We start from the raw sequence: 19688 nt of genomic DNA on the forward strand, positions 1-19688 counted from the left end.
CTATTGATCCCTGTAGTTCGGGTCGCGCTTCTCTCGAAATGCCGCGACAGCCTCCTGGTGGTCGCTGGTTTCGAGCAGCATCACCTGCTGACGGTCTTCGATCATCAGCGCGGCATCGATGCCTGGCGCGTCGATCAGCGCGTTCAGCGTCTGCTTGGTCAGGCGCAAACCCATCGGCGAGGCGCGGGCCATTTCCGCGGCAAAGGCAAGGCCAGTCTCGAGCAGTTTGTCGTCGTCAACGACGTCGCTGACGAGTCCCACAGCCTTGGCCCGATCGGCGCCAAGAAACCGTCCGGTCAGCAACAGTTCCGACGCCACGGAGAGGCCGATCAGCCGCGGCAACAGATAGCCGGATCCCATGTCACAGCCGCCGACGCCGACGCGTATGTAGGCGGCGTTCATCCGCGCTGCCGGCGTCGCAAAGCGAACATCTGAAGCCAGTACCAAGGAAAACCCGGCGCCGCATGCCGCACCTTGAACGAGCGCGACGATCGGCTGCGGGCAGCTTCGCATCAGGCGGATGATCCGCGAGTAGCGCTGCTGCATGTCGAGCTGTCGTTGCGGACGCCCCGCGCCGGGCGCAGCGAAGGCATCCGAGCCGAGCTCGGCCCCGGCGCAAAACGCCCGTCCATTGCCTCGGAAGATCACGATGCGCGTGCTCAGGCGATCGTGCAGGCCCGAAAAATACGCGATCAGCTCGTCGGCCATCGCGGGTGTCACCGCGTTGAGGGCATCCGGCCGATTGAGGGAGAGGATTTCAATGGCGTCGCGCGCTTCGACGGTGATGGTCGTGAATTTGTCCATGTCGTGCGTTCCCATTCGCGCCGGGACAGCAGGATGTCACGGTGCGGTGTGGATGGCCAGAAACGGCCGATTGTTCCAATTAGTCTTCGGCCTTGTCCAGGCGCTCAGCAAAGCGCTTGCGAAACAGAATACACCATATCATAATATAGTGTACTAATTTTTGCTGCGCGGAGCGGCCAGATGCCGGTCGCGCCCCATCCGTTCGGAGAACACGATGCCGTATCAATCGGTCTTCAGGCCGGATCTCTTCAAGGGTCAGACCATCATCATCACCGGCGGCGGCAGCGGGATCGGTCGTTGCACCGCACACGAGCTGGTAGCTCTCGGCGCCAATGTCGCGATCCTCGGCCGCACCGCCGAAAAGCTTGATGAGGTGAGGGCGGAGATTGAAGAGGACGGCGGGCGGGTGCTGACCCAGGTCTGCGATATCCGCGACGAGACGATGGTGATCGCAGCGATCGACGCCGTGCTTGGCGCCTATGGCCGTATCGACGGGCTCGTGAACAATGCCGGGGGGCAATATCGCGCGCCGATGAAAACCATCTCGACCAAGGGCTTTGAGGCGGTGGTTCGCAGCAATCTGACCGGCGGCTTTATCTTCATGCGCGAGGTCTACAACCGCTGGATGGAGGCGAACGGCGGGGCCATTGTCAACATCATCGCCGACATCTGGCATGGCTGGCCCGAATTCGCCCATTCCGGTGCGGCACGCGGGGGGATGCTGACGCTCACCGAAACCGCGGCGTGCGAATGGTCTTCCTCGGGCGTGCGCGTCAATGCGGTCGCCCCCGGTGGTATCGTGTCCAGCGGGTTCGATACCTACACGCCGGAAATGCAGAAGAAGCTGCATGATTTCACAGCCGGCGTGCCGCTCCAGCGGTTCGGCACCGAGGCCGAAATCTCGGCGGCGATCGTGTATCTTTTGTCGCCGGCTGCAGCCTACGTCACCGGTTCCTGCATCCGGGTTGACGGGGGCACGCCCAATGCGCGGACCACGTGGAAGCTCGAACCGCATCATCGCAGCACGGCCTTCGAAGGGTTTCATCGCTCCAAACTTCCGGAGGCATTGAAGAAGGCGCCATGAAGCCTGTCGGGCGGTGTCGATAAGATATCGTACGCGTATGTACGAATACAATAAGGCGAGGGAACGAGATGGCGGGACTTTACTTTGAGCAGTTTTCGGTCGGGCAAACTTTCGTTCATGAAATCCGGCGAACGGTCACCGACATGGACAACATCCTGTTCTCGTCGCTCACCTATAATCCGGCGGCGGTGCACATCGATCACGAATATGCCAAATCGACCGAATTCGGCAAACCGCTGATGAATTCGATCTTCACGCTCGGCCTGGTCATCGGCCTGTCGGTGCAGGACACCACACTCGGAACGACCGTCGGAAATCTCGGGATGGAAGACACGAAGTTTCCGCGCCCGGTCTTTGCCGGTGATACGATCAGGGCGGAAACGAAGATCCTGGCGGTGCGTGAGAGTAAGTCCCGTCCGACGCAGGGAATTGTGACCTTCGAGCATCGCGGCTTCAATCAGCACAATGAGGAAGTCGCCTATTGCCGTCGTATAGGCCTGATGATGAGGCGTCCCAAATGAGATTGCGCTCCCTTCTGTTTGTGCCTGGCGACAGCGAGCACAAATTCGCAAAGGCATCGGGCATCGGCGCCGACGCGCTGATTCTCGATCTTGAGGATGCCGTCGCGCCACCGCGCAAGGCGCTGGCGCGCGAGATGGTGAAAAATCTGCTGGGTGGTCCGGCGCGGGAATGGGCGTTCTTGGTGCGCATCAACCCGCTCGGCAGCGGCCTGACGCTTGGCGACCTCGCGGCGGTTGTCCGTCCCGGGCTCGACGGCATCCTGATCCCCAAGGTCAACGGCATGCAGGATATCGAACTCATTTCGAACTATGTCGACGTGCTGGAAGTCGCTACCGGCGTTACACCGGGAGACGTCAAACTGCTGGTGGTGGCGACCGAGACGCCGGCCGCCATGATCGGCTTTGCGGGTTATGCAACGCCAAACCGGCGCCTGGTCGCCATGACGTGGGGCGCCGAGGATCTCGGCGCGGCACTCGGCGCGCTCTCCAACAAGGAAGCCGACGGAAGCTGGACGTTTCCCTATCAGGTGGCGCGGGCGCAGTGCCTGTTTGCTGCGGGTGCTGCGGGTGCCATGGCGCTGGACACGCTGTACGGGGATTTCAGGGACGAGAAGGGATTGGCGGAAAGCTGTCGTATCGCGCGCCGCGACGGCTTTGTCGGAAAGATCGCCATTCACCCCGCTCAGGTCGCGACGATCAATCAATGCTTCACGCCGTCGGAGTCCGACCTGGCGCATGCGCGCCGCGTGGTGGCGGCCTTTGCCGCGCAGCCTGATGCGGGAACGCTCGGCATCGACGGCAAGATGTATGACATGCCGCATCTGATCGCAGCCAAGCGCGCGCTCGCCTCGGCCGGGGAGGACGTCACATGAGTGCATTGGCCAACGAGTTCGAGCCGGGAGACGATCAGGCGGCCATTCGCGAAGGCGTGCGCTCAGTCGTCACCCGCTTCGGCGACGACTACTGGCTGGCGCGCGATGACGACGGCAAGTTCCCGTTCGAATTTCATCGCGCGATGGCCGACGCGGGCTGGCTCGGCATCACCATGCCGGAAGAATATGGCGGATCCGGCCTCGGCGTGACCGAAGCCGCGATCATGATGCATGAAGTCGCCAGCCACGGCGGCGGAATGTCCGCAACCTCGGCGGTGCATATCAATCTGTTCGGACCGCATCCGATCGTCGTGAAGGGCACGCCGGAGCAGAAGGCGCGCTGGGTCCCGCGGCTGGTCGCCGGCGAGGATCAATGCTGCTTCGGCTTTACCGAGCCGGATGCCGGGCTGAACACGACGCGTATCAAGACTTTTGCGCAGAAGGTCGCCGGCGGCTATCTCGTGCATGGTCAGAAGGTCTGGACCTCGACCGCGCAGGTCGCCAACAAGATCATGCTGCTGACCCGGACCACCAAATACGAGGATTGCAAACGCCCGACCGACGGCATCACGATCTTCTACACCGATCTCGACCGGTCCAAGATCGACGTTCATCGCATTCCCAAGATGGGCCGCAAGTCGGTCGATTCCAACGCCATCTTCATCGACGGCCTGTTCATTCCGGAAGCCGACCGGATCGGCGAGGAGGGCAAGGGCTTTTCCTACATCCTGCACAGCCTCAACCCCGAGCGCATCCTGATTGCGGTCGAAGCGATCGGGATCGGCCAGGACGCGCTGCGCCGAGCGGCGAAATATGCGCGCGAGCGGGTGGTGTTCGACCGGCCGATCGGCCAGAACCAGGGCATCCAGCATCCGCTCGCGGAAAACTGGATGTATCTGGAATCAGCCTGGCAGATGGCGATGCGCGCCGCCTGGCTCTACGATCACGACAGACCCTGTGGCGCCGAAGCCAACGCCGCCAAATTCCTCGGCGCCCGCGCCGGCCACGACGCGGCGTGGCAGGCGATCATGACCCATGGCGGCTTTGGCTACGCCAAGGAATATCATGTCGAGCGGCTGTTCCGTGAAGTCTCGATCACGCGGCTGGCGCCGATCACGGAGCAACTAATCCTCAGCTTTATTGCCGAAAAAGTGCTGGAGCTGCCGAAGAGTTATTGAGGGTCATTGGCCTCATGGTTCGAGACGCGCGGCGTTGCCGCGCTCCTCACCATGAGGGTTCATCGCCTCATCCTGCCGCTATCAGACCTCATCCTGAGGAGCTTGCGCAGCAAGCGTCTCGAAGGATGCAGCCACCGAACCAGCCTAAAGATTCCGCGAAATCAGCTCACGCATTATCTCCGAGGTGCCGCCGTAAATCCGGAGCACCCGCGCATCCGCGTAGAGGCGGCAAATCTCATACTCGCGCATAAAGCCGTAGCCGCCGAAGAACTGCAGGCATTGGTCGACCAGTCGGCCATGCATTTCGGTGATCCAGAGTTTTGCCGTTGACGCCGCGTAGGTCGTCAGTTCGTGATTGATGTGGTCATGGAGGCACTGGTCGGCAAAGGCCCAGCCCACGGCAAGATCGGATTTCAGGTCGGCCAGCTTGAACCTTGTGTTCTGGAAGCTGCCGATCGGCGATCCAAAGGCATTGCGCTGCTGGACATAGTCCTTGGCGAGATCAAAAGCCTTCTGGGCGGCGGCGATCGAATGCAGCGCGATGGTCAGGCGCTCCTGCGGCAGCTCGCTCATCAGCGCGCCCATCGCGCCGCCTTCGGCTCCCAGCAGATTGCCGACGGGGACGCGGACATTGTCGAAGAACAGCTCTGAGGTGTCGGAGGAGAGGTGCCCGAGCTTTTCGAGGTTACGGCCGTGGCGGAAGCCGGGACGGTCGGTCTCGACGAGAATCAGACTCATTCCCCGTGACCCGCCTTCCGGGTTGGTCCTGACAACGACGATGACGAGGTCGCACATCTGCCCGTTGGAAATAAAAGTCTTCTGGCCCGAGATCACGAACTCATCGCCCTCGCGTAACGCGCGGGTGCGGATGCCCTGCAAATCGCTGCCGGTGCCGGGTTCGGTCATCGCGATGGCGCAAACGGTTTCGCCCGTCACCATGCGCGGCAGCCATTTCTTCTTCTGTTCGGGGCTGCCGTAACTGAGCAGGTAACCGCAGCAGACATCATTGTGCACGGAGAAGTCGGTGGCCGGCCCTGCGAAGCCGGAATAGCTCAGTTCCTCGATCACGACCGCGTTGTGCCGGAAGTCGCCGCCGGCGCCGCCGAACTCTTCCGGGACCTGCGGGCAGAGCAGACCGGCCGCGCCGCCGGCGCCCCAGAGCGACCTGTCGATGATCCCGGCTTCTTCCCATCGTGCGAAATCGGGCGCGATCTTTGACGCCGCGAAGCGCCGTACCGTTTCCCTGAACTGTTGATGTTCTTCGTCGTAAACCCTGCGGTGGGGTAGCATCGTGGCCTCCCGGCTTTTGGTATCACGACCAGGCCGTCGCACAGCCTTGATCGTTCGGGATCAGAAAGCGACCTTGTCGCCGCCCTTGAGCTCAAGGATCTCGCGCGCCTCGTCGGCCGTCGCGACGTCCAGTCCCAGCCCTTCGATGATCTTTCGAACCTGCGTCACATGGTCGGCGTTGGACGCCGCGAGCTGGCCGGCGCCGATCCACAGGCTGTCTTCGAGGCCGACCCGCACATTGCCGCCGATGGCCGCCGCAATCGCCGCGACCGGCATTTGCGCGCGTCCGGCGCCCAGCACCGACCAGCGGTAATTGTCGCCGAACAGGCGATCGGCGGTGCGCTTCATGTGCATGACGTCTTCCTGATGCGCGCCGATGCCGCCAAGCAGACCGAACACGGTCTGGATGAACAGCGGCGCTTTCACCAAACCCTCGGTCCAGAAGTAATGCAGATTGTAGAGGTGACTGGTGTCGTAGCACTCGAACTCATAGCGCGCGCCGGTCGAGTTGAGCGTTTCCAGCGCGTAACGGATATCCTTGAAGGAATTGCGGAACACGAGGTCATGGGAGCCTTCCAGCATCGCGGGCTCCCAGTCGTGCTTGAACTGCTTGTATCGCTTGAGCATCGGGAATAGGCCAAAGTTCATCGAACCCATGTTCAGGCTGGCGACCTCCGGCTTCCAGACTGCCGCCGGCTTGATCCGTTCCTCGACGGTCATATAGGGCGAGCCGCCGGTCGTGAGATTCACCACCACGTCGGATCGCTGCTTGATCACGCGAAGAAACGGCTCGAAGGCCTCCGGCGACTGATCCGGCCGGCCGTCGATCGGATTGCGGGCGTGAAGGTGCACGATCGCGGCGCCGGCCTCGGCCGCCCCGAGAGCGGATTCCGCGATCTCCGCCGCCGTCACCGGGAGGTGAGGCGACATCGAGGGCGTATGGATCGAGCCCGTGATCGCGCAGGAAATGATGACCTTACGTGCCGGCACGGTGTTTTCCTCTTGCAATACGCGTTCAACTAATGCCGGAGGAGGGCATCAGCCAAGGTGAGGGAAGCGACGTGTTCATTGCCAAAATGGCTAAGTGAACTTGTGGAAGTCCGGCGTCCGCTTCTCGTTGAAGGCGGCGACGCCTTCCTTCGATTCCGCGGTATCGTAGAACAGCTTCACGGCATGAAGGGCGAGGTTGCTGATACCGCGAATGTTGTCGCTGTCGGCGTTGAAGGAGCGTTTTGCGAGCGCGATCGCGGTCGGTGACCGCTGCGCGAGCTTGTCGGTCCAGTCCTTGACCGCGGCATCGAGTTCGGCGGCTGGAACCACCTTGTTGACCAGCCCCATTTCACGCGCCTGTTCGGCGGTGTAACGGTCGTTGATGAACCAGATTTCGCGCGCCTTCTTGTCGCCGACGTGGCGCGCGAGCAGGGCGGTGCCCCAGCCGGCGTCGACGGAGCCGACCTTGGGTCCAACTTGTCCGAATTGCGCAGTATCAGCGGCAATCGTCAGGTCGCACAGCGTCGCCAGCACGTTGCCGCCGCCGATCGCAAATCCGTTGACGCGCGCGATGACGGGTTTGGGAACATCGCGGATCAGGCCCTGCAGCTCGTCGATCGGCAGTCCGACGACGCCGCGGCCGTCATATTGTCCCTCATGGGCGGACTGATCGCCGCCGGTGCAGAAGGCCTTGTCGCCGGCGCCGGTCAGCACGATGCTCGAAACGTTACGGTCGTTGGCGGCGATCTGGAACGCCTGAATCAGTTCTTCGAGGGTCTGGCCGCGAAAGGCGTTATAGACCTTGGGCCGGTTGATGATGATCCAGGCGGCACGATCGCGAACTTCATAGATTACATCGGTGAACTTGCTGGGGTCGAACATCGTATTGTCCTCACATCTGCTAGATCATGTTCATGCCGCCGGAGACCGAGATGGCCTGTCCGGTGATGAATTTGCCGTCGTCCGACGCCAGCAGGGCAATGATGCCGGCATAGTCCTCGGGCTCGCCCATGCGCTTCAAGGGAATGCCGCGAACCATCGCGTCCTTCCACTTGACCGCCTGTTCGCCTTCGCCCAGCACGGCCGCCATCATCGGTGTGTTGGTGGGCCCCGGACACACCGCGTTCAGCAGCACGTTCTTGCGCGCGAGTTCGCGGGCGATCGATTTGGTGAAGGAGATCAGCCCGCCCTTGCAGGCCGAGTAGACCGCCTCGTCGCTGGTGCCGACGCGGGCGGCGTCGGACGCGATATTGATGATGCGGCCGCCGCCATGCTCGACCATCAGCGGCGCGATGGCGTGGTGGGTGTTGAGCGGACCATACAGATTGATCCGGATGATCTTGTCCCAGAGTTCCTTGTCGGTCTTCAGGAACGGCATCGGCCGGTCCCAGCCGGCGTTGTTGACGAGAACCCAGATCGGGCCAAGTTCGGCTTCGACCTGCGCGACTGCGCGATCGACCGAGGCGCGGTCGCCGACATCGACCGTGTAGGTCGTGATCGCCGACTTCGGCGCCAGTTTCGCCGTCTCATGTCCGGCGTCGGGATTGATGTCGAAAATCGCGACCTTGCAGCCTTCTTCCGCGAGCCGAAGGGTGATGGCGCGGCCGATGCCCTGGCCGCCGCCGGTAACGATCGCTACCTTGCCTGATAAGCCTTTCAAATCTCACTCCCTTGGTTTGCGACGCTTTGGTCGTCTGTTCTGTCTCGGCGGACCCCTCGGGCGCCCGCCGGCCGTGTGCCATCAATGGCGATCAACCGCTCTTGGCGAGCGCAAAACCACATTGCGCGAACATCTGGCGGGCAATGATGGTTTTCATGATCTCGATCGATCCGCCCGCAATCTTGACGATCCTTGCGTCGACATAGGCGCGCGCGATCGGGTACTCCGTCATATAACCCCAGCCGCCGAATAATTGCAGGCATTCATCGACCGCTTCGCAGTGAAGTTCGGAGGTGAACATCTTGGCCATCGCGGCGTCCACCGGATCGAGCTTTCCTTCCATGAACAGCGAAATGCACCGATCGGTAAAGACGCGGGCGACCGTCGCCTTGGTCTTGAGATCGGCAAGCTTGAACTGGGTATTCTGGAAGTTGGCGAGCTTTTGCCCGAACACGCTTCGGTCCGACGTATATTCAACGGTCCAGTCCAGCACGGTTTCGGTGACGGTGGCGGAGCGGATCGCCTGGGCGAGCCGCTCCTGCGACAGCTTCGTCATCATCAGGGCAAAACCCTTGCCTTCCTGTCCCAGCATGTTGGTGGCGGGAATGCGGATGTTCTCGAAGAACAGTTCGGAGGTATCCTGGGCCTTCATGCCGATTTTTTCGAGGTTTCTTCCGCGCTGAAAGCCGGGCCGGTTGCTCTCGACGATGAACAGCGTCACGCCCTTGGCGCCCGCGCTGCCGTCGGTCTTGGTCGCCAGCACGACGAAATCGCAGAGCTGGCCATTCGAGATGAAGACCTTCTGGCCGTTGATGACGAAATCATCGCCATCGCGCACCGCGCGGGTCCGGATCGCCTTGAGGTCGCTGCCTGCATGCGGTTCCGTCATGCCGAGCGAGCCGATCGCTTCGCCCGACACCATCTTCGGCAGCCATTGCCGCTTTTGCGCTTCGGTGCCGAATGAAAGCAGATAGGTCGCCACGAGATCGGTGTGGATTAGAAATCCCGGGCCGCTCGCGCCGGAGCGCCATAATTCCTCGAACACGACTACGTCGAACAGATAGTCGAGGCCCATGCCGCCATATTCTTCCGGAACGGTACAGCAGAGCAGCCCTTCGGCGCCGGCCTTGAGCCACAGTTCCCGTGGCACGATGCCGTCCTTTTCCCACTGCGCGTGAAACGGCACGATCTCGCGATCGACGAAGCGCCGGACCGATTCCCGGAAAATATGATGTTCCTCGCGGAAAATGGTGCGCTCGATCATCGACATGTCCACATCAATTTAGTTAGGTAGTGTACTATATGTTCGAGGATGGTAAAAGGCAAGCTGGCGCCGCGGGCTTTTTGCATCAGGGGTCGACGACGTCAGCGTCAGGACTTTCGCGTGCGTTCCCGGCAGATCAGCGTTGCAAACGCTGTAGAGTTTTCGCGGCGGCAGGACCATTCGTTTAAACTAGTACACAGATATACGATATGCTATAGGGCGAAAAACGGCGGCGGAGAGGAAGCCCATGGACGAACTGGGAAAGTTGCAGCAATTCCGGGCCGAACGCAGCGAAAACAAAGTCCTGCATCTTGTTTTCGACATGCCCGGCCGTCCGATGAATGTGTTCTCCAACGCCGCGATCGCTGAACTCGCCATTTTCAGCCGGTGGCTCCGCGACAGTGACGTCAAGGGCGTGGTGATCCGCTCAGGTAAGCCATCGGCATTCTGTGCCGGCGCTGATCTCGCCGAACTGGGATTGGCCTACGACATGATCATGGCAGCGCCGGCCGAGACGCGGGATCGCGTGGCGTTCGACCATTTCTTCCGTCTCAGTCAGGCGCTGCGTGGAATCGAGACCGCGGGCAAGCCGGTCGCGGCGGCAATCGCGGGCCTGGCGCTCGGCGGCGGCGGCGAACTGGCGCTTGCGACCCATCATCGGGTCATGGTCGACGATCCCAAGGTCGCGTTTGGCTTGCCGGAGTCACTGGTCGGGCTGTTGCCGGGAGGCGGGGGAACCCAACGGCTGCCGCGTCTGACCGGAATCGAAAAGGCATTTCCGATCCTGCTGGAAGGCGCGCGGCTGTCCGGGCAGGGCGCTGTCGCCGCCGGCGTGGTCGATCAACTGGTTCCTGCCGGTGAAGAGGTGGCGGCGGCGGAACGATGGGTGCTGTCGCATCCATCGGCGTCGCAGCCATGGGATCGCCTCGGATGGCAGCCGGCGGATGCGGATGATGCCGCCTCGATCATTGCGCGAAAGCGGGAAAGCGTCCTGGCCGAAACCCTCGGACACTATCCGGCACCGCTCGCCATCCTGGATTGCGTCGCGGAGGGATTGCCGCAGCCCTTTGATGCGGCGATCCGCAGCGAGATGCAGATATTCGCAAAGCTCATCCAGCGGCGCGAGCCGCGCAACATGATCAGGACGCTGTTTCTCGGCCGGCTCGATCACGACCGTTTTCGCAAGGCGGGAGGCATCCCGGCGCCGGTGGAACAGGCCGCGGCGGCGGTATCGGAGGCGCTGCAGGCCGGAGCAGATGCAACGCTTGCAAACGCGTTCGCCCGCGCCGGTTTTCACGGCCCGAGCAAGGCGCCGGCATTCGATGGCGTCATTGCGCAGTCAACGTTCTGGCTGGAGGCGGAGCCTGTCAGCGACGGCAAACGCGCGCTGCGCGAGCGGTTGACCCGGGCGTATGCCGTGGCAGACCAATGGCGGGCCAGTTTTTCAGAGGATCAGCGCCGCGCGGCGGATTATCTGCTGGTCACGAAATACGGCTTTCCCGCCTACATGGCAGGTGCCTTCTCTTCCGCTCAGCCGGGCGCTTAGGGTGACGCCGGTGTCGAAAGCTTCCTGTACCGCGGCTCGCGCAACTCAATTGAGAGAACGACAGTGTCAAAACCTCTGACCGGCATCCGCGTCCTCGACTTGTCGAAGGTTTTGGCAGGTCCGTTATGCGCGCAATATCTCGGCGATCTCGGTGCCGACATCATCAAGGTGGAGACCGTCGGCCAGGGCGACGAGACGCGCGGCTGGCCGCCGTTTCCGGCGCCGGGTCTCGGCACGGTCTTTCTCAGCGCCAACCGTAACAAGCGCAGCATCGCCGTCGACATGAAGACGGAAAAAGGTCGCGAGATCGTCCATGCGCTGGCCAAATCCGCCGACGTGGCCATCGAAAGCTTTGGAACCGGGGTTGCCGAACGGCTGGGCATCGACGCCGCAACGCTTCGCACCCTGAACGACCGCCTGATCCATTGCAGCATCTCCGGGTTTGGCCGCGCGGGGCCGCTGAAGAACTCGCCCGGCTATGACGTGATCCTGCAGGCGTTTTGCGGGGTCATGTCGATGACCGGCGACGAGGACGGCGGCTATATCCGCAGTCCGATCTCGCCGATCGACCAGATGACCGGCGTGCACGCCTTCAGCGGCATTCTGGCGCTGCTGTATGCGCGGGAAAAAACCGGGAAGGGCGGCGAGATCCAGGTCTCGCTGTTCGAAACTGCGCTGGGCCTGCTCGGTTACAATCTCCAGACCTTCTGGGAACGCGGCGTTCAACCGCCGAAATGCGGCTCGAGTCATGAATCGCTGTGTCCCTATCAGGCCTTCGAGGCGGCCGACGGGCCGATCATGATCGGGGTCGCGAACGACAATCTCTGGCGCAAGTTCTGCGCGGTCACCGGATTGAGCGCGATCGTCGATGATATCAGGTTCAAGACCAATGCGGATCGCGTTGCGCACCGCAAGGAAACCCTCGGTCATGTCGAGGCCGCGCTGCGGCAAAATTCCGTCGCGCACTGGAACGAGGTGCTGACCGGCGTCGGCGTGCCCTGCGCGCCGATCAATTCGATCGCGCAGTTGCTCGACCACCCGCACACCAAGGCGAGCGGCATCATTGTCGACTATGAGCACCAGACCGCGGGCCGGCTGAAGGGCGTCGGTCACCCGGTTCTAATCAACGGCGCGGAACGTCGCGCAGGCAGGCCGCCGCCGGTGCTGGGACAGCACACCGACGACGTGCTGGGTGAAATAGGTCTGTCATCCGACGTAATCGGCGAATTGCGTCGGGAACGAGTAATCGGTTGAGGTTTGCGCCGCTTAAGGGGAAATTGAGAAGATGGGACAATCAACGGATACGGCCCTGGCCGCGCTGAAAATCAGTGGACGTGTCGCTTACGAGCGCCTTGCGCGGCCAATGGCGCGCCGATTCGACGATGTGCCCTGCACACCTTACGCCGTCACGCCGGAGTGGCTGACGGCCGTGCTCTGCGGCAAGGTCCCGGGAGCCATTGTCACAGACGTTGAAGTCAAGCCCGCGAGTGCGGGCACCCACGAGCGGCATCAGTTGAGAGTGTCCTACAACGAGGAAGGTCGCCGCGCCGGCTTGCCGGTCTCGATCTTCACCAAGTCGCTGCCGAGCATCGTCACCCGTATGATCGGCGGCTTCAACGGGACGGCGCGCGTGGAGGGCAGCTTCTTCACGCAGATCCGCCCGCAGCTCGAGATCGAAGCCCCGCTGTGCTATCATTCCGCCTATGATCGGCGGACGTTTGCGGCGATCCATCTGCTGGAAGATATGGTCGCAACCAAAAAGGCGACGTTCTGCAATCACAAGACATACGTCACCCGCGCGATGGCAGACGACATGATCGATCTGTTGGCATCGTTGCACGGCCGCTTTTACGGCGATCCGACGCTGGCCGAACGCTACCGCTGGCTCGCCAGCTATCCCCGATGGTTCACCATTGGGGCTGCAAAAATGGGCACCGAGTATTACACAAGGAAAGCGTTTGACGCCGCTGCTCACGTCATTCCAACTGCGGTCATGGCGCGCCGCGACGATGTCTGGCCGGCAACGATGCGCGCACTTGCGCTGCATGACAGCGAGCCGCAGGGCCTCATTCACTCCGACGTGCACATCGGCAACTGGTACCGGACAGGCGCAGGCCAGATGGGTTTGTGTGACTGGCAATGTCTGTCACGCGGCCATTGGTCACGCGACTTCGCCTACGCCGTGACGGCGTCGCTGACGCCGGACGATCGGCGGAGCTGGGAGCGCGAACTGCTGGCCCGCTATATCGAGCAATTCGCGGAGAAGACCGGCGTCAAGCCGGACTTCGATCTCAGCTTCCAGCGCTACCGGCAGCAGATCGTGCACGCGCTCGCGATGTGGACGATCACGCTGTGCCACTCGCCGCTGTTGCCGAACATGCAGCCCGAGGCCACCACGCTCACGATGATCGAGCGGATGACGACGGCGATGGCCGATCTGGATGCGCTCGATAGTTGATCTTCGTTGGCTTGCAGCTTCGCGCGCCGAAGTCCGTCGCATCGTTGCGCTTGTGTACGAATTATTCAGCAGAACTCCCTTCGTGACGGCATACGTGTGGCAGAGCAGCGCAGGTCGGTCGGCGTTTTGCGTTTGCGGGACATATAAGTATATGATAAACACGTGTACTAAATAGTGGGCGTAGACCCGGCTCCGCCGGTACGGCGGGAAAAGAAGCAGTTGGCATCGCCCGCGATCGGATCGTTGGCACACGCTTAACGTGGCGGGGAGGGTGTTTTGCGGAAGCGGGTGCGCAAAGTGACAGCGTATCGGACGGACGCTTTTCGTCCGACGACGCATGACGAGAGGGCGCCGGCGTGATCGCGCTGTTGATCGCCAATTCGCTGGCGCTTGCCTCGCTGCTGATCATGCTCGCCAGCGGCCTCGCGCTGATCTACGGGCTGCGCGACGTCATCAATTTCGGTCACGGCGCGATCTACATGCTCGGCGCCTATCTCGGCTACACGGTTTCGCTGGTCGGTGGATTCTGGCTGGCATTGATCGTGGTGCCGATCCTGCTTGCGCTGCTCGGGATAGCCTTCGAGTATCTGGCGCTGCGGCCCCTGCAAGGCAGGTCGCATATCGAGGTCGCGCTGGTCACGCTTGGCCTCGGCATCATCCTCGGACAGATCATCATTTTCTTCTATGGCGGCGTTGCGCGCAGCGTCGATGCGCCGCAGATCCTGTCCGGTTCGGTCACGGTCCTGAACCTGTCCTATCCGGTCTACCGCATCTTCCTGATCATCATGGGGCTGGGGTCGTGCGCGCTGCTTGCGCTGTGGCTCGGATACACATCCTCGGGACTCTATGTCCGCGCCGTGAGTCAGGATCCGTCGGTGGCGCGCATGATGGGCATCAATGCCGACCGGCTCAGCCTGCTGGTGACCAGTCTCAGCACCGCGTTTGCCGGAGTCGCAGGTGTGCTGGCAGGTCCCTATCTGTCGATTGACCCGGGAATGGACGTCACGATGATTGTCAACTGCCTCATCATCGTGGTGATCGGCGGCACCGGAAGTATCGGCGGCGCGATCGTCGCGGCATTGCTGTTCGGATTCATGCAGGTCGCCGGATCGGTTTTCCTGCCGAATATCGCTGCACTGGTTCCCTACATCTTGCTGATGATCGTGTTGTTGGTCGCCCCCCGCGGCATCGGGCGCGGCAGGGTGCTCAATTGAGTAACCGGACAACGACCGCGGCAAGCGAGCGCGTTGCCCCACTTGGCGCGATCGGCGGATCGTCCTTGCGCGTGCCGCTGACCCTTGTCGCGGTTGCGATCGTGTTCGTGGTGGGTGCGGTGGCGCCAACCCGCTTCGCCGGCGACTTCGCGCTCCGGCTTGGAAATGAAGGCTTGCTGCTCGGCATGCTCGCGCTCAGCGTCGCGTTCCTGATGAACCAGGCCGGACTGGTGGCGCTGGGCGCGGCGAGTATCTATGGCGGCTCCGGCCTGCTGTTCGCGATCGCCATGAACGATTGGAACCTGACCCCGATGGTGGCGCTCTGCGTCGCCTTTCTCATCATTGTCGTCTACGCCACCGTTCTAGGCGCGCTCATCGTGCGCACCAACCCGCTCGCCTTCATGATGCTGACGCTTGCCGCCGGCGAGATGATCAGCCACGCGGTCATGCTGGAAGCATTGCGCGACTATACTGGAGGCGCCGACGGCCTCGTCGTCAGCTTCAAGGGCACGGTATTCGGCATGGAGGCGGCGGACTTTGCCAGCCCGGCGCGGTTCTGGGTGGTGATGTGGGTCGCGGCATGGCTTTCGGGATTGGCGCTGTGGGCGGTCGGCCGCTCCCGCCTCGGCGCCATCCTGCGGGCGGTGCGCGAGAACGAGGAACGCATGCGGTTCTCGGGATTCGACACCTATCTGCCGCGCCTGATCGCCTACGTCCTCGTCAACATCGTCGCCGCCGTCGCCGGCCTGCTGCACGTCCTCAACGCCGGCTTCGTCTCGCCGGAGAGCCTTGGGATTTCGGTCAGCACCAATTCGCTGGTTGCGGCCCTGATGGGCGGCATCGCCGGCTCCGTGGGACCGCTGCTGGGCGGCGTGATCTTCTCCTTTGCGCAGGATGAATTCGGCGCGCGCGGGCTGACGCAGCTTTTGACCGGCATCGCCATTGTCGTGTTCATCGTGGTTTTCCCGCGCGGTGTCGTCGGCGGATTGTCGAGCATGGCATGGCTGCGGAAGCTCGGCGGCAGGCGGGAGGCTTCCTGACATGCTCAAGATCGAGAATCTTTCCGTGAGCTATGGATCGGTCCGCGCTTTGTCTGATGTCGATCTGGAAGTCCTTGGCGACGGCATTCTTCACGGCGTCATTGGTCCCAACGGCGCCGGCAAATCCACGCTGCTCGACGCGGTTTGCGGTCGCCGCCGTCCGGTTGCGGGAACCGTTCATTATCGCAACGAGGATATCACGCGGCGCTCGGTGGCCTGGCGGCGCCGGCAGGGCATGGCGCGCTCGTTTCAGCGCACCAGCGTGTTCCAGGATCTCACCGTTCACGAGCAGCTTTACCTTGTCGCGCAGCATCTTGGCGACAACAGGCTCGACGACGTGATCGAGGTGATGGATCTTGCCGGTTATCTGCACCAGAAAGCCGGACGCATCGCCTACGGCGTGCAGCGCAGGGTGGACGTCGCCCTGGCCCTGATCGGCCGCCCGCATCTGCTGTTGCTGGACGAGCCGGGCGCAGGGCTTTCGGCGGCGGAGACGCTGCACCTGTTCGAGCATCTGCGCGATCTCGTGCGCGAGCGAAAAATCGCGGCTGTCGTGGTTGAGCATGATGTCGACGCGGTATTCGCCTGCTGCGGCAAGGTCACCGTGCTCGACCTCGGCCGCCACCTCGCCACCGGCACGCCCCAGGAAATTCGCGCCGACCATCGCGTCGTCGCCGCTTATCTTGGAACCGCGGCATGAGCGCGCTCCGCATCGAGAAGCTGGTTGCCGGCTACGGCGCCTCGACGGTGCTGCACGGCATCGACCTCACGGTCAATGAAGGGGAATCGGTCGCCGTGGTGGGCCGCAACGGGGCGGGCAAGTCGACCCTGCTGCTCTCGGTTTTTCGCGAGACCAACATCATCTCCGGCGCGATCTGGGTGCATGACAGCAGGGTCGATCATCTGCCCGGCTATATGGCGGCGAAGCTCGGGATTTCGATTGCGCCGCAGGGCCGTCGTATCCTGCCCAATCTGACCGTCAAGGAGAACCTGCTTCTCAGCAAGGCGGCGGGCAGGGCGGGGTATTGGGATCTCAAAGCCGTCTACGAACTGTTTCCGGTACTCGAGGAGCGCGCGAACCGGCCCGGCACGATGTTGAGCGGCGGCCAGCAGCAGATGCTGGCGATCGGCCGGGCACTGATGGCCAATCCGAGCCTGGTCTTTCTCGACGAGCCGTCGGAAGGCCTTTCGCCGGTGCTGATCGACGGGCTGGTCGGCGCGCTCAATACGATCCGCCAGGCAGGAACCGGCGTGCTGGTGGTCGAGCAGCATTTGAATCTGGTCAAGCGTGCGACCGATCGTTTCATCATTCTGGCCAAGGGAGAAGTCGTCGGCTCAGGACCGACACCGGCGATCGGTGCGCCTGAAAACCAGGCACTGATGGCGTTGTAATCAGAAAATTTAAAACCAGGCGTAGGGAGAGGACATATGAGGAAGGCACTTACCAGTACGGGCTTCGGCGCGCTGCTTTCGGCGGCCCTCGCCATCGCGATGGCAACCACGGTGCCATCAGCAGCTTCCGCCAACGATACCGTCAAGATCGGCGTGCTGCTGATTGACAGCGGGCCCTTGGCCGGCCTGAAGGAGACCCAGACAAAGGCAGTCAATCTTGCGATCGAGCGGATCAATGCCGCCGGCGGCGGCGCCGGCAAGAAGCTTGAAGCCGTCTTCATCACCTATCCCGGTACGCCTGATACCGCCGTGGACGGTGCCACCCGCGCGGTCCAGAAGGATGGCGCGTTGTTCATTACCGGAATGGACACCTCGTCCGTCTCGCCGGCGCTGCAGGCGAAACTTCCCGCATTGAAAGCCTTGATGGTCGAAGTGATGGCCAATGCCGACGGCCTGACCGGCAAGGGCTGCTCGCCGAACTACTTCCGGGTCAACGCCAACGATTCGATGATCATGGGCTCCTACAGGGAATTCCTGAAGGACCAGGGCGTCAAGAAATGGGACATCATCGCGGTCGATTATGCGGCAGGGCGCGACTCCGCCGACAAGTTCAAGGGCTTGATTACCTCGCAGGGTGGAACGATCGCGAAAACGTTGTTCACCCCGTTCGGAACGCCGGACTTCGGCGCCAAGATATCCGAGCTCGGCGCAGAGCCGGCCGACGGCCTGTTCGTGACGATCTTCGGCAGCGACGCCATCAACCTCGCCAAGCAGCAGCAGCAGTTCGGCCTGTTCAAGAAGTACAAGATGGTGCTGGGAAATTCCTTCGTGATCCCGCAGACGCTACCCGCGCAGGGCGACACGGTGCTGGGCGTCTATCAGAACATCGGCTTCGTTGCCGGCTTCCCGGGCGCGCAGGCCGAGGCCTTCGTGAAGGCTTATAGTGAAAAGTACAACGGCGAACTGCCGCCTTACACCGGTGCCGACCAGTACGCCGCCATTGAGCTGATTGCTGCCGCACTCAACAAGGCGAAATCGACCGACATCAACGCCGTCCGGGCGGCGCTGTCGGGCCTCAAGGCCGACACGGTGCTTGGCGACGTGGAAATGCGCGCGGGCGACCATCAGGCCGTGCGGCGGATGGCCATCAGCCAGATCCTGCCGGGCAAGGATGGCAAGCCGACCTACCATATCAAGAAGATCGAGCCGGGTCCGGACATCATTCCCCCGGTCGATCCCGCCTGCAAGAAGTGAGCGAGCCGGCGCCGATGTCGATCAGATTTCGACGCCGGCGCCGAATTATCTGCGCCAGGCCGCGCCCTTTCGCAGCCTGCCTGTCACGCCACCAGCGACACCTTGCCGAATTGCGCCCCGGACGCGAGATGATCGAATGCGGCGCGTATGTCCGCCATGTGAAATGTCGCATCGATGACCGGTTTCACCAGACCGCGATTGAACACATCGAGCAGCTGGCGGAATTCGGCAAGGCTGCCGCCGGTCGATCCGTAAATCTCCAGCTGGCGGATGAACACGCGCTGCAGATCGGCCGGCGGGTTGGAACCCGTCGTCGCGCCGCAGGTGACAAGCCGGCCGCCGCGCCGCAGCGACCGCAGCGATTCACCCCAGCTCGCTTCGCCGACGCTGTCGATCACCATATCGACGCCGCCATTGCTCATCTGCAGGATTGCGTTCGACACCCGGTCTTTTTGATAGTTGACGCCGCCGCTGGCGCCGAGCGCGATCGCGCGCTCGATCTTGGCGTCGCTGGACGAAGTGACGAAGACCCGCGCGCCGGCCAGTTTTGCCAGCTGCAGGCAGGCGACGGCGACGCCCCCGCCGATGCCGACGATCAGGATGCTCTCGCCGGGCTGCAAGGTTTTCTTGCCGAACAGCATGCGCCAGGCGGTGAGGTGACCCGTCATCAGCGCGCCGGCCGCGACCAGATCGGCGTCGTCGGGCAGGGGCAGGAAACATCGGCTCGGCATCGCGATATATTCGGCAAAGCCGCCATGGCGGTGCTCGCCCATGATCTTCACGTTCTCGCACAGCGGCTGGTCGCCGGCGAGGCAATAGCGGCATTGGTTGCAAAACGCCTCGGAAAACAGAACGGCCTTCATGCCGGGCTTCAACCCGCTGCCGGGCTCGGCCTCGACGATCTCGCCCGCGGCCTCCACGCCCATCACCTGCGGCAGGGTGTGCGTGATCCCGGCGCCGTTGTCGCGCATGTAGAGATCGACGCGATTGAGCGACGAGGCCGCGACCTTGAGCACGGACTCGCCGGGGGCAGGGGCCGGATCGGGAAAATCCCGCCAGCTGACGCCGCCGGCTCCGCGCCGTTCCAGGACCGCCGCTTTCATGGTGCCTTCTCCTTCGCC

19 protein-coding genes are annotated in these 19688 nt (G+C 62.7%); 12 read left to right on the forward strand and 7 right to left on the reverse strand.

Translation table 11 applies throughout. The features are described 5' to 3' along the window. The gene (locus JQ641_RS13665) at positions 1–804 is read right to left on the reverse strand and encodes an enoyl-CoA hydratase/isomerase family protein (RefSeq protein ID WP_211996479.1); all 804 of its coding nucleotides are present in this window, start codon (positions 802–804) and stop codon (positions 1–3) included. A gap of 214 nt (positions 805–1018) precedes the next feature. On the opposite strand from JQ641_RS13665, the gene JQ641_RS13670 reads away from it, so the two are divergent. The 4 genes from JQ641_RS13670 to JQ641_RS13685 all read left to right on the forward strand — a co-directional run bounded on the left by JQ641_RS13670 (position 1019) and on the right by JQ641_RS13685 (position 4459). Then, positions 1019–1888 carry an SDR family oxidoreductase gene (locus JQ641_RS13670; protein ID WP_211996480.1) on the forward strand — a complete coding sequence of 290 codons (870 nt, stop codon included), beginning with the start codon at positions 1019–1021 and terminating at the stop codon, positions 1886–1888. A gap of 68 nt (positions 1889–1956) precedes the next feature. Beyond that, a complete protein-coding gene (locus tag JQ641_RS13675) occupies positions 1957–2409 on the forward strand; it encodes a MaoC family dehydratase (protein ID WP_211996481.1) in 453 nt (150 codons plus the stop codon). Continuing rightward, entirely contained in the window at positions 2406–3281 is an 876-nt protein-coding gene (locus tag JQ641_RS13680) for an HpcH/HpaI aldolase/citrate lyase family protein (RefSeq protein WP_211996482.1), read from the forward strand. The genes JQ641_RS13675 and JQ641_RS13680 overlap by 4 nt, the downstream gene beginning before the upstream one ends. Then, positions 3278–4459, forward strand: a complete 1182-nt coding sequence (locus JQ641_RS13685; RefSeq protein ID WP_211996483.1) for an acyl-CoA dehydrogenase family protein — start codon at positions 3278–3280, stop codon at positions 4457–4459. The genes JQ641_RS13680 and JQ641_RS13685 overlap by 4 nt, the downstream gene beginning before the upstream one ends. A 144-nt stretch (positions 4460–4603) precedes the next feature. Here JQ641_RS13685 and JQ641_RS13690 read toward each other — a convergent pair whose 3' ends face one another. The 5 genes from JQ641_RS13690 to JQ641_RS13710 form a co-directional block, all read right to left on the reverse strand. Beyond that, positions 4604–5749 (reverse strand): acyl-CoA dehydrogenase family protein, encoded by a 1146-nt coding sequence (locus JQ641_RS13690; RefSeq protein ID WP_211996484.1) that lies wholly within the window; start codon positions 5747–5749, stop codon positions 4604–4606. A 60-nt stretch (positions 5750–5809) separates the two neighbouring features. Beyond that, positions 5810–6739: a 3,5-dioxohexanoate:acetyl-CoA acetone transferase gene (kce, locus tag JQ641_RS13695; protein WP_211996485.1), complete on the reverse strand. Its 930-nt coding sequence runs from the start codon at positions 6737–6739 to the stop codon at positions 5810–5812. Between the two features lie 90 nt (positions 6740–6829). Then, complete coding sequence (locus JQ641_RS13700) at positions 6830–7621, reverse strand: enoyl-CoA hydratase-related protein (RefSeq protein ID WP_211996486.1); 792 nt, start codon at positions 7619–7621, stop codon at positions 6830–6832. Positions 7622–7640: 19 nt separating this feature from the next. Further along, positions 7641–8399 (reverse strand): glucose 1-dehydrogenase, encoded by a 759-nt coding sequence (locus JQ641_RS13705; RefSeq protein WP_211996487.1) that lies wholly within the window; start codon positions 8397–8399, stop codon positions 7641–7643. 91 nt (positions 8400–8490) lie between these two features. Further along, positions 8491–9663 carry an acyl-CoA dehydrogenase family protein gene (locus JQ641_RS13710; protein ID WP_192734595.1) on the reverse strand — a complete coding sequence of 391 codons (1173 nt, stop codon included), beginning with the start codon at positions 9661–9663 and terminating at the stop codon, positions 8491–8493. Positions 9664–9910: 247 nt separating this feature from the next. Between JQ641_RS13710 and JQ641_RS13715 the strand changes: the two genes are divergently transcribed. The 8 genes from JQ641_RS13715 (at position 9911) to JQ641_RS13750 (ending at position 18567) form a co-directional block, all read left to right on the forward strand. After that, a complete protein-coding gene (locus JQ641_RS13715; RefSeq protein ID WP_211996489.1) occupies positions 9911–11209 on the forward strand; it encodes an enoyl-CoA hydratase-related protein in 1299 nt (432 codons plus the stop codon). Between the two features lie 63 nt (positions 11210–11272). Next, entirely contained in the window at positions 11273–12463 is a 1191-nt protein-coding gene (locus tag JQ641_RS13720) for a CaiB/BaiF CoA transferase family protein (RefSeq protein WP_211996490.1), read from the forward strand. A 31-nt stretch (positions 12464–12494) separates the two neighbouring features. Further along, positions 12495–13667, forward strand: a complete 1173-nt coding sequence (locus JQ641_RS13725) for a phosphotransferase family protein (RefSeq protein ID WP_211996491.1) — start codon at positions 12495–12497, stop codon at positions 13665–13667. A gap of 356 nt (positions 13668–14023) precedes the next feature. Next, positions 14024–14881, forward strand: a complete 858-nt coding sequence (locus JQ641_RS13730) for a branched-chain amino acid ABC transporter permease (protein WP_211996492.1) — start codon at positions 14024–14026, stop codon at positions 14879–14881. After that, on the forward strand, positions 14878–15921 hold the full coding sequence (locus JQ641_RS13735; protein WP_211996493.1) for a branched-chain amino acid ABC transporter permease: 1044 nt from the start codon (positions 14878–14880) through the stop codon (positions 15919–15921). The genes JQ641_RS13730 and JQ641_RS13735 overlap by 4 nt, the downstream gene beginning before the upstream one ends. 1 nt (position 15922) lies before the next feature. Continuing rightward, positions 15923–16621, forward strand: coding sequence for an ABC transporter ATP-binding protein (locus JQ641_RS13740; protein WP_211996674.1), 699 nt, complete (start codon positions 15923–15925; stop codon positions 16619–16621). Then, a complete protein-coding gene (locus JQ641_RS13745; RefSeq protein WP_211996494.1) occupies positions 16618–17313 on the forward strand; it encodes an ABC transporter ATP-binding protein in 696 nt (231 codons plus the stop codon). Before JQ641_RS13740 ends, JQ641_RS13745 begins: the two co-directional genes overlap by 4 nt. 36 nt (positions 17314–17349) lie before the next feature. After that, positions 17350–18567, forward strand: coding sequence for an ABC transporter substrate-binding protein (locus JQ641_RS13750; RefSeq protein ID WP_211996495.1), 1218 nt, complete (start codon positions 17350–17352; stop codon positions 18565–18567). Between the two features lie 83 nt (positions 18568–18650). Here the strand turns inward: JQ641_RS13750 and JQ641_RS13755 are convergent, their stop codons facing one another. Beyond that, positions 18651–19670 carry a zinc-binding dehydrogenase gene (locus tag JQ641_RS13755; RefSeq protein WP_211996496.1) on the reverse strand — a complete coding sequence of 340 codons (1020 nt, stop codon included), beginning with the start codon at positions 19668–19670 and terminating at the stop codon, positions 18651–18653. Positions 19671–19688 lie beyond the last annotated feature (18 nt).

The sequence above is a fragment of the Bradyrhizobium sp. JYMT SZCCT0180 genome, from assembly GCF_018130165.1.
Classification (GTDB): domain Bacteria; phylum Pseudomonadota; class Alphaproteobacteria; order Rhizobiales; family Xanthobacteraceae; genus Bradyrhizobium.

Coding starts and splice junctions, on each gene's coding strand:
- JQ641_RS13665 (WP_211996479.1), bottom strand. CDS start 804: ATGGACAAATTCACGACCATCACCGTCGAAGCGCGCGACGCCATTGAA.
- JQ641_RS13670 (WP_211996480.1), top strand. CDS start 1,019: ATGCCGTATCAATCGGTCTTCAGGCCGGATCTCTTCAAGGGTCAGACC.
- JQ641_RS13675 (WP_211996481.1), top strand. CDS start 1,957: ATGGCGGGACTTTACTTTGAGCAGTTTTCGGTCGGGCAAACTTTCGTT.
- JQ641_RS13680 (WP_211996482.1), top strand. CDS start 2,406: ATGAGATTGCGCTCCCTTCTGTTTGTGCCTGGCGACAGCGAGCACAAA.
- JQ641_RS13685 (WP_211996483.1), top strand. CDS start 3,278: ATGAGTGCATTGGCCAACGAGTTCGAGCCGGGAGACGATCAGGCGGCC.
- JQ641_RS13690 (WP_211996484.1), bottom strand. CDS start 5,749: ATGCTACCCCACCGCAGGGTTTACGACGAAGAACATCAACAGTTCAGG.
- JQ641_RS13700 (WP_211996486.1), bottom strand. CDS start 7,621: ATGTTCGACCCCAGCAAGTTCACCGATGTAATCTATGAAGTTCGCGAT.
- JQ641_RS13710 (WP_192734595.1), bottom strand. CDS start 9,663: ATGATCGAGCGCACCATTTTCCGCGAGGAACATCATATTTTCCGGGAA.
- JQ641_RS13715 (WP_211996489.1), top strand. CDS start 9,911: ATGGACGAACTGGGAAAGTTGCAGCAATTCCGGGCCGAACGCAGCGAA.
- JQ641_RS13725 (WP_211996491.1), top strand. CDS start 12,495: ATGGGACAATCAACGGATACGGCCCTGGCCGCGCTGAAAATCAGTGGA.
- JQ641_RS13740 (WP_211996674.1), top strand. CDS start 15,923: ATGCTCAAGATCGAGAATCTTTCCGTGAGCTATGGATCGGTCCGCGCT.
- JQ641_RS13745 (WP_211996494.1), top strand. CDS start 16,618: ATGAGCGCGCTCCGCATCGAGAAGCTGGTTGCCGGCTACGGCGCCTCG.
- JQ641_RS13750 (WP_211996495.1), top strand. CDS start 17,350: ATGAGGAAGGCACTTACCAGTACGGGCTTCGGCGCGCTGCTTTCGGCG.
- JQ641_RS13755 (WP_211996496.1), bottom strand. CDS start 19,670: ATGAAAGCGGCGGTCCTGGAACGGCGCGGAGCCGGCGGCGTCAGCTGG.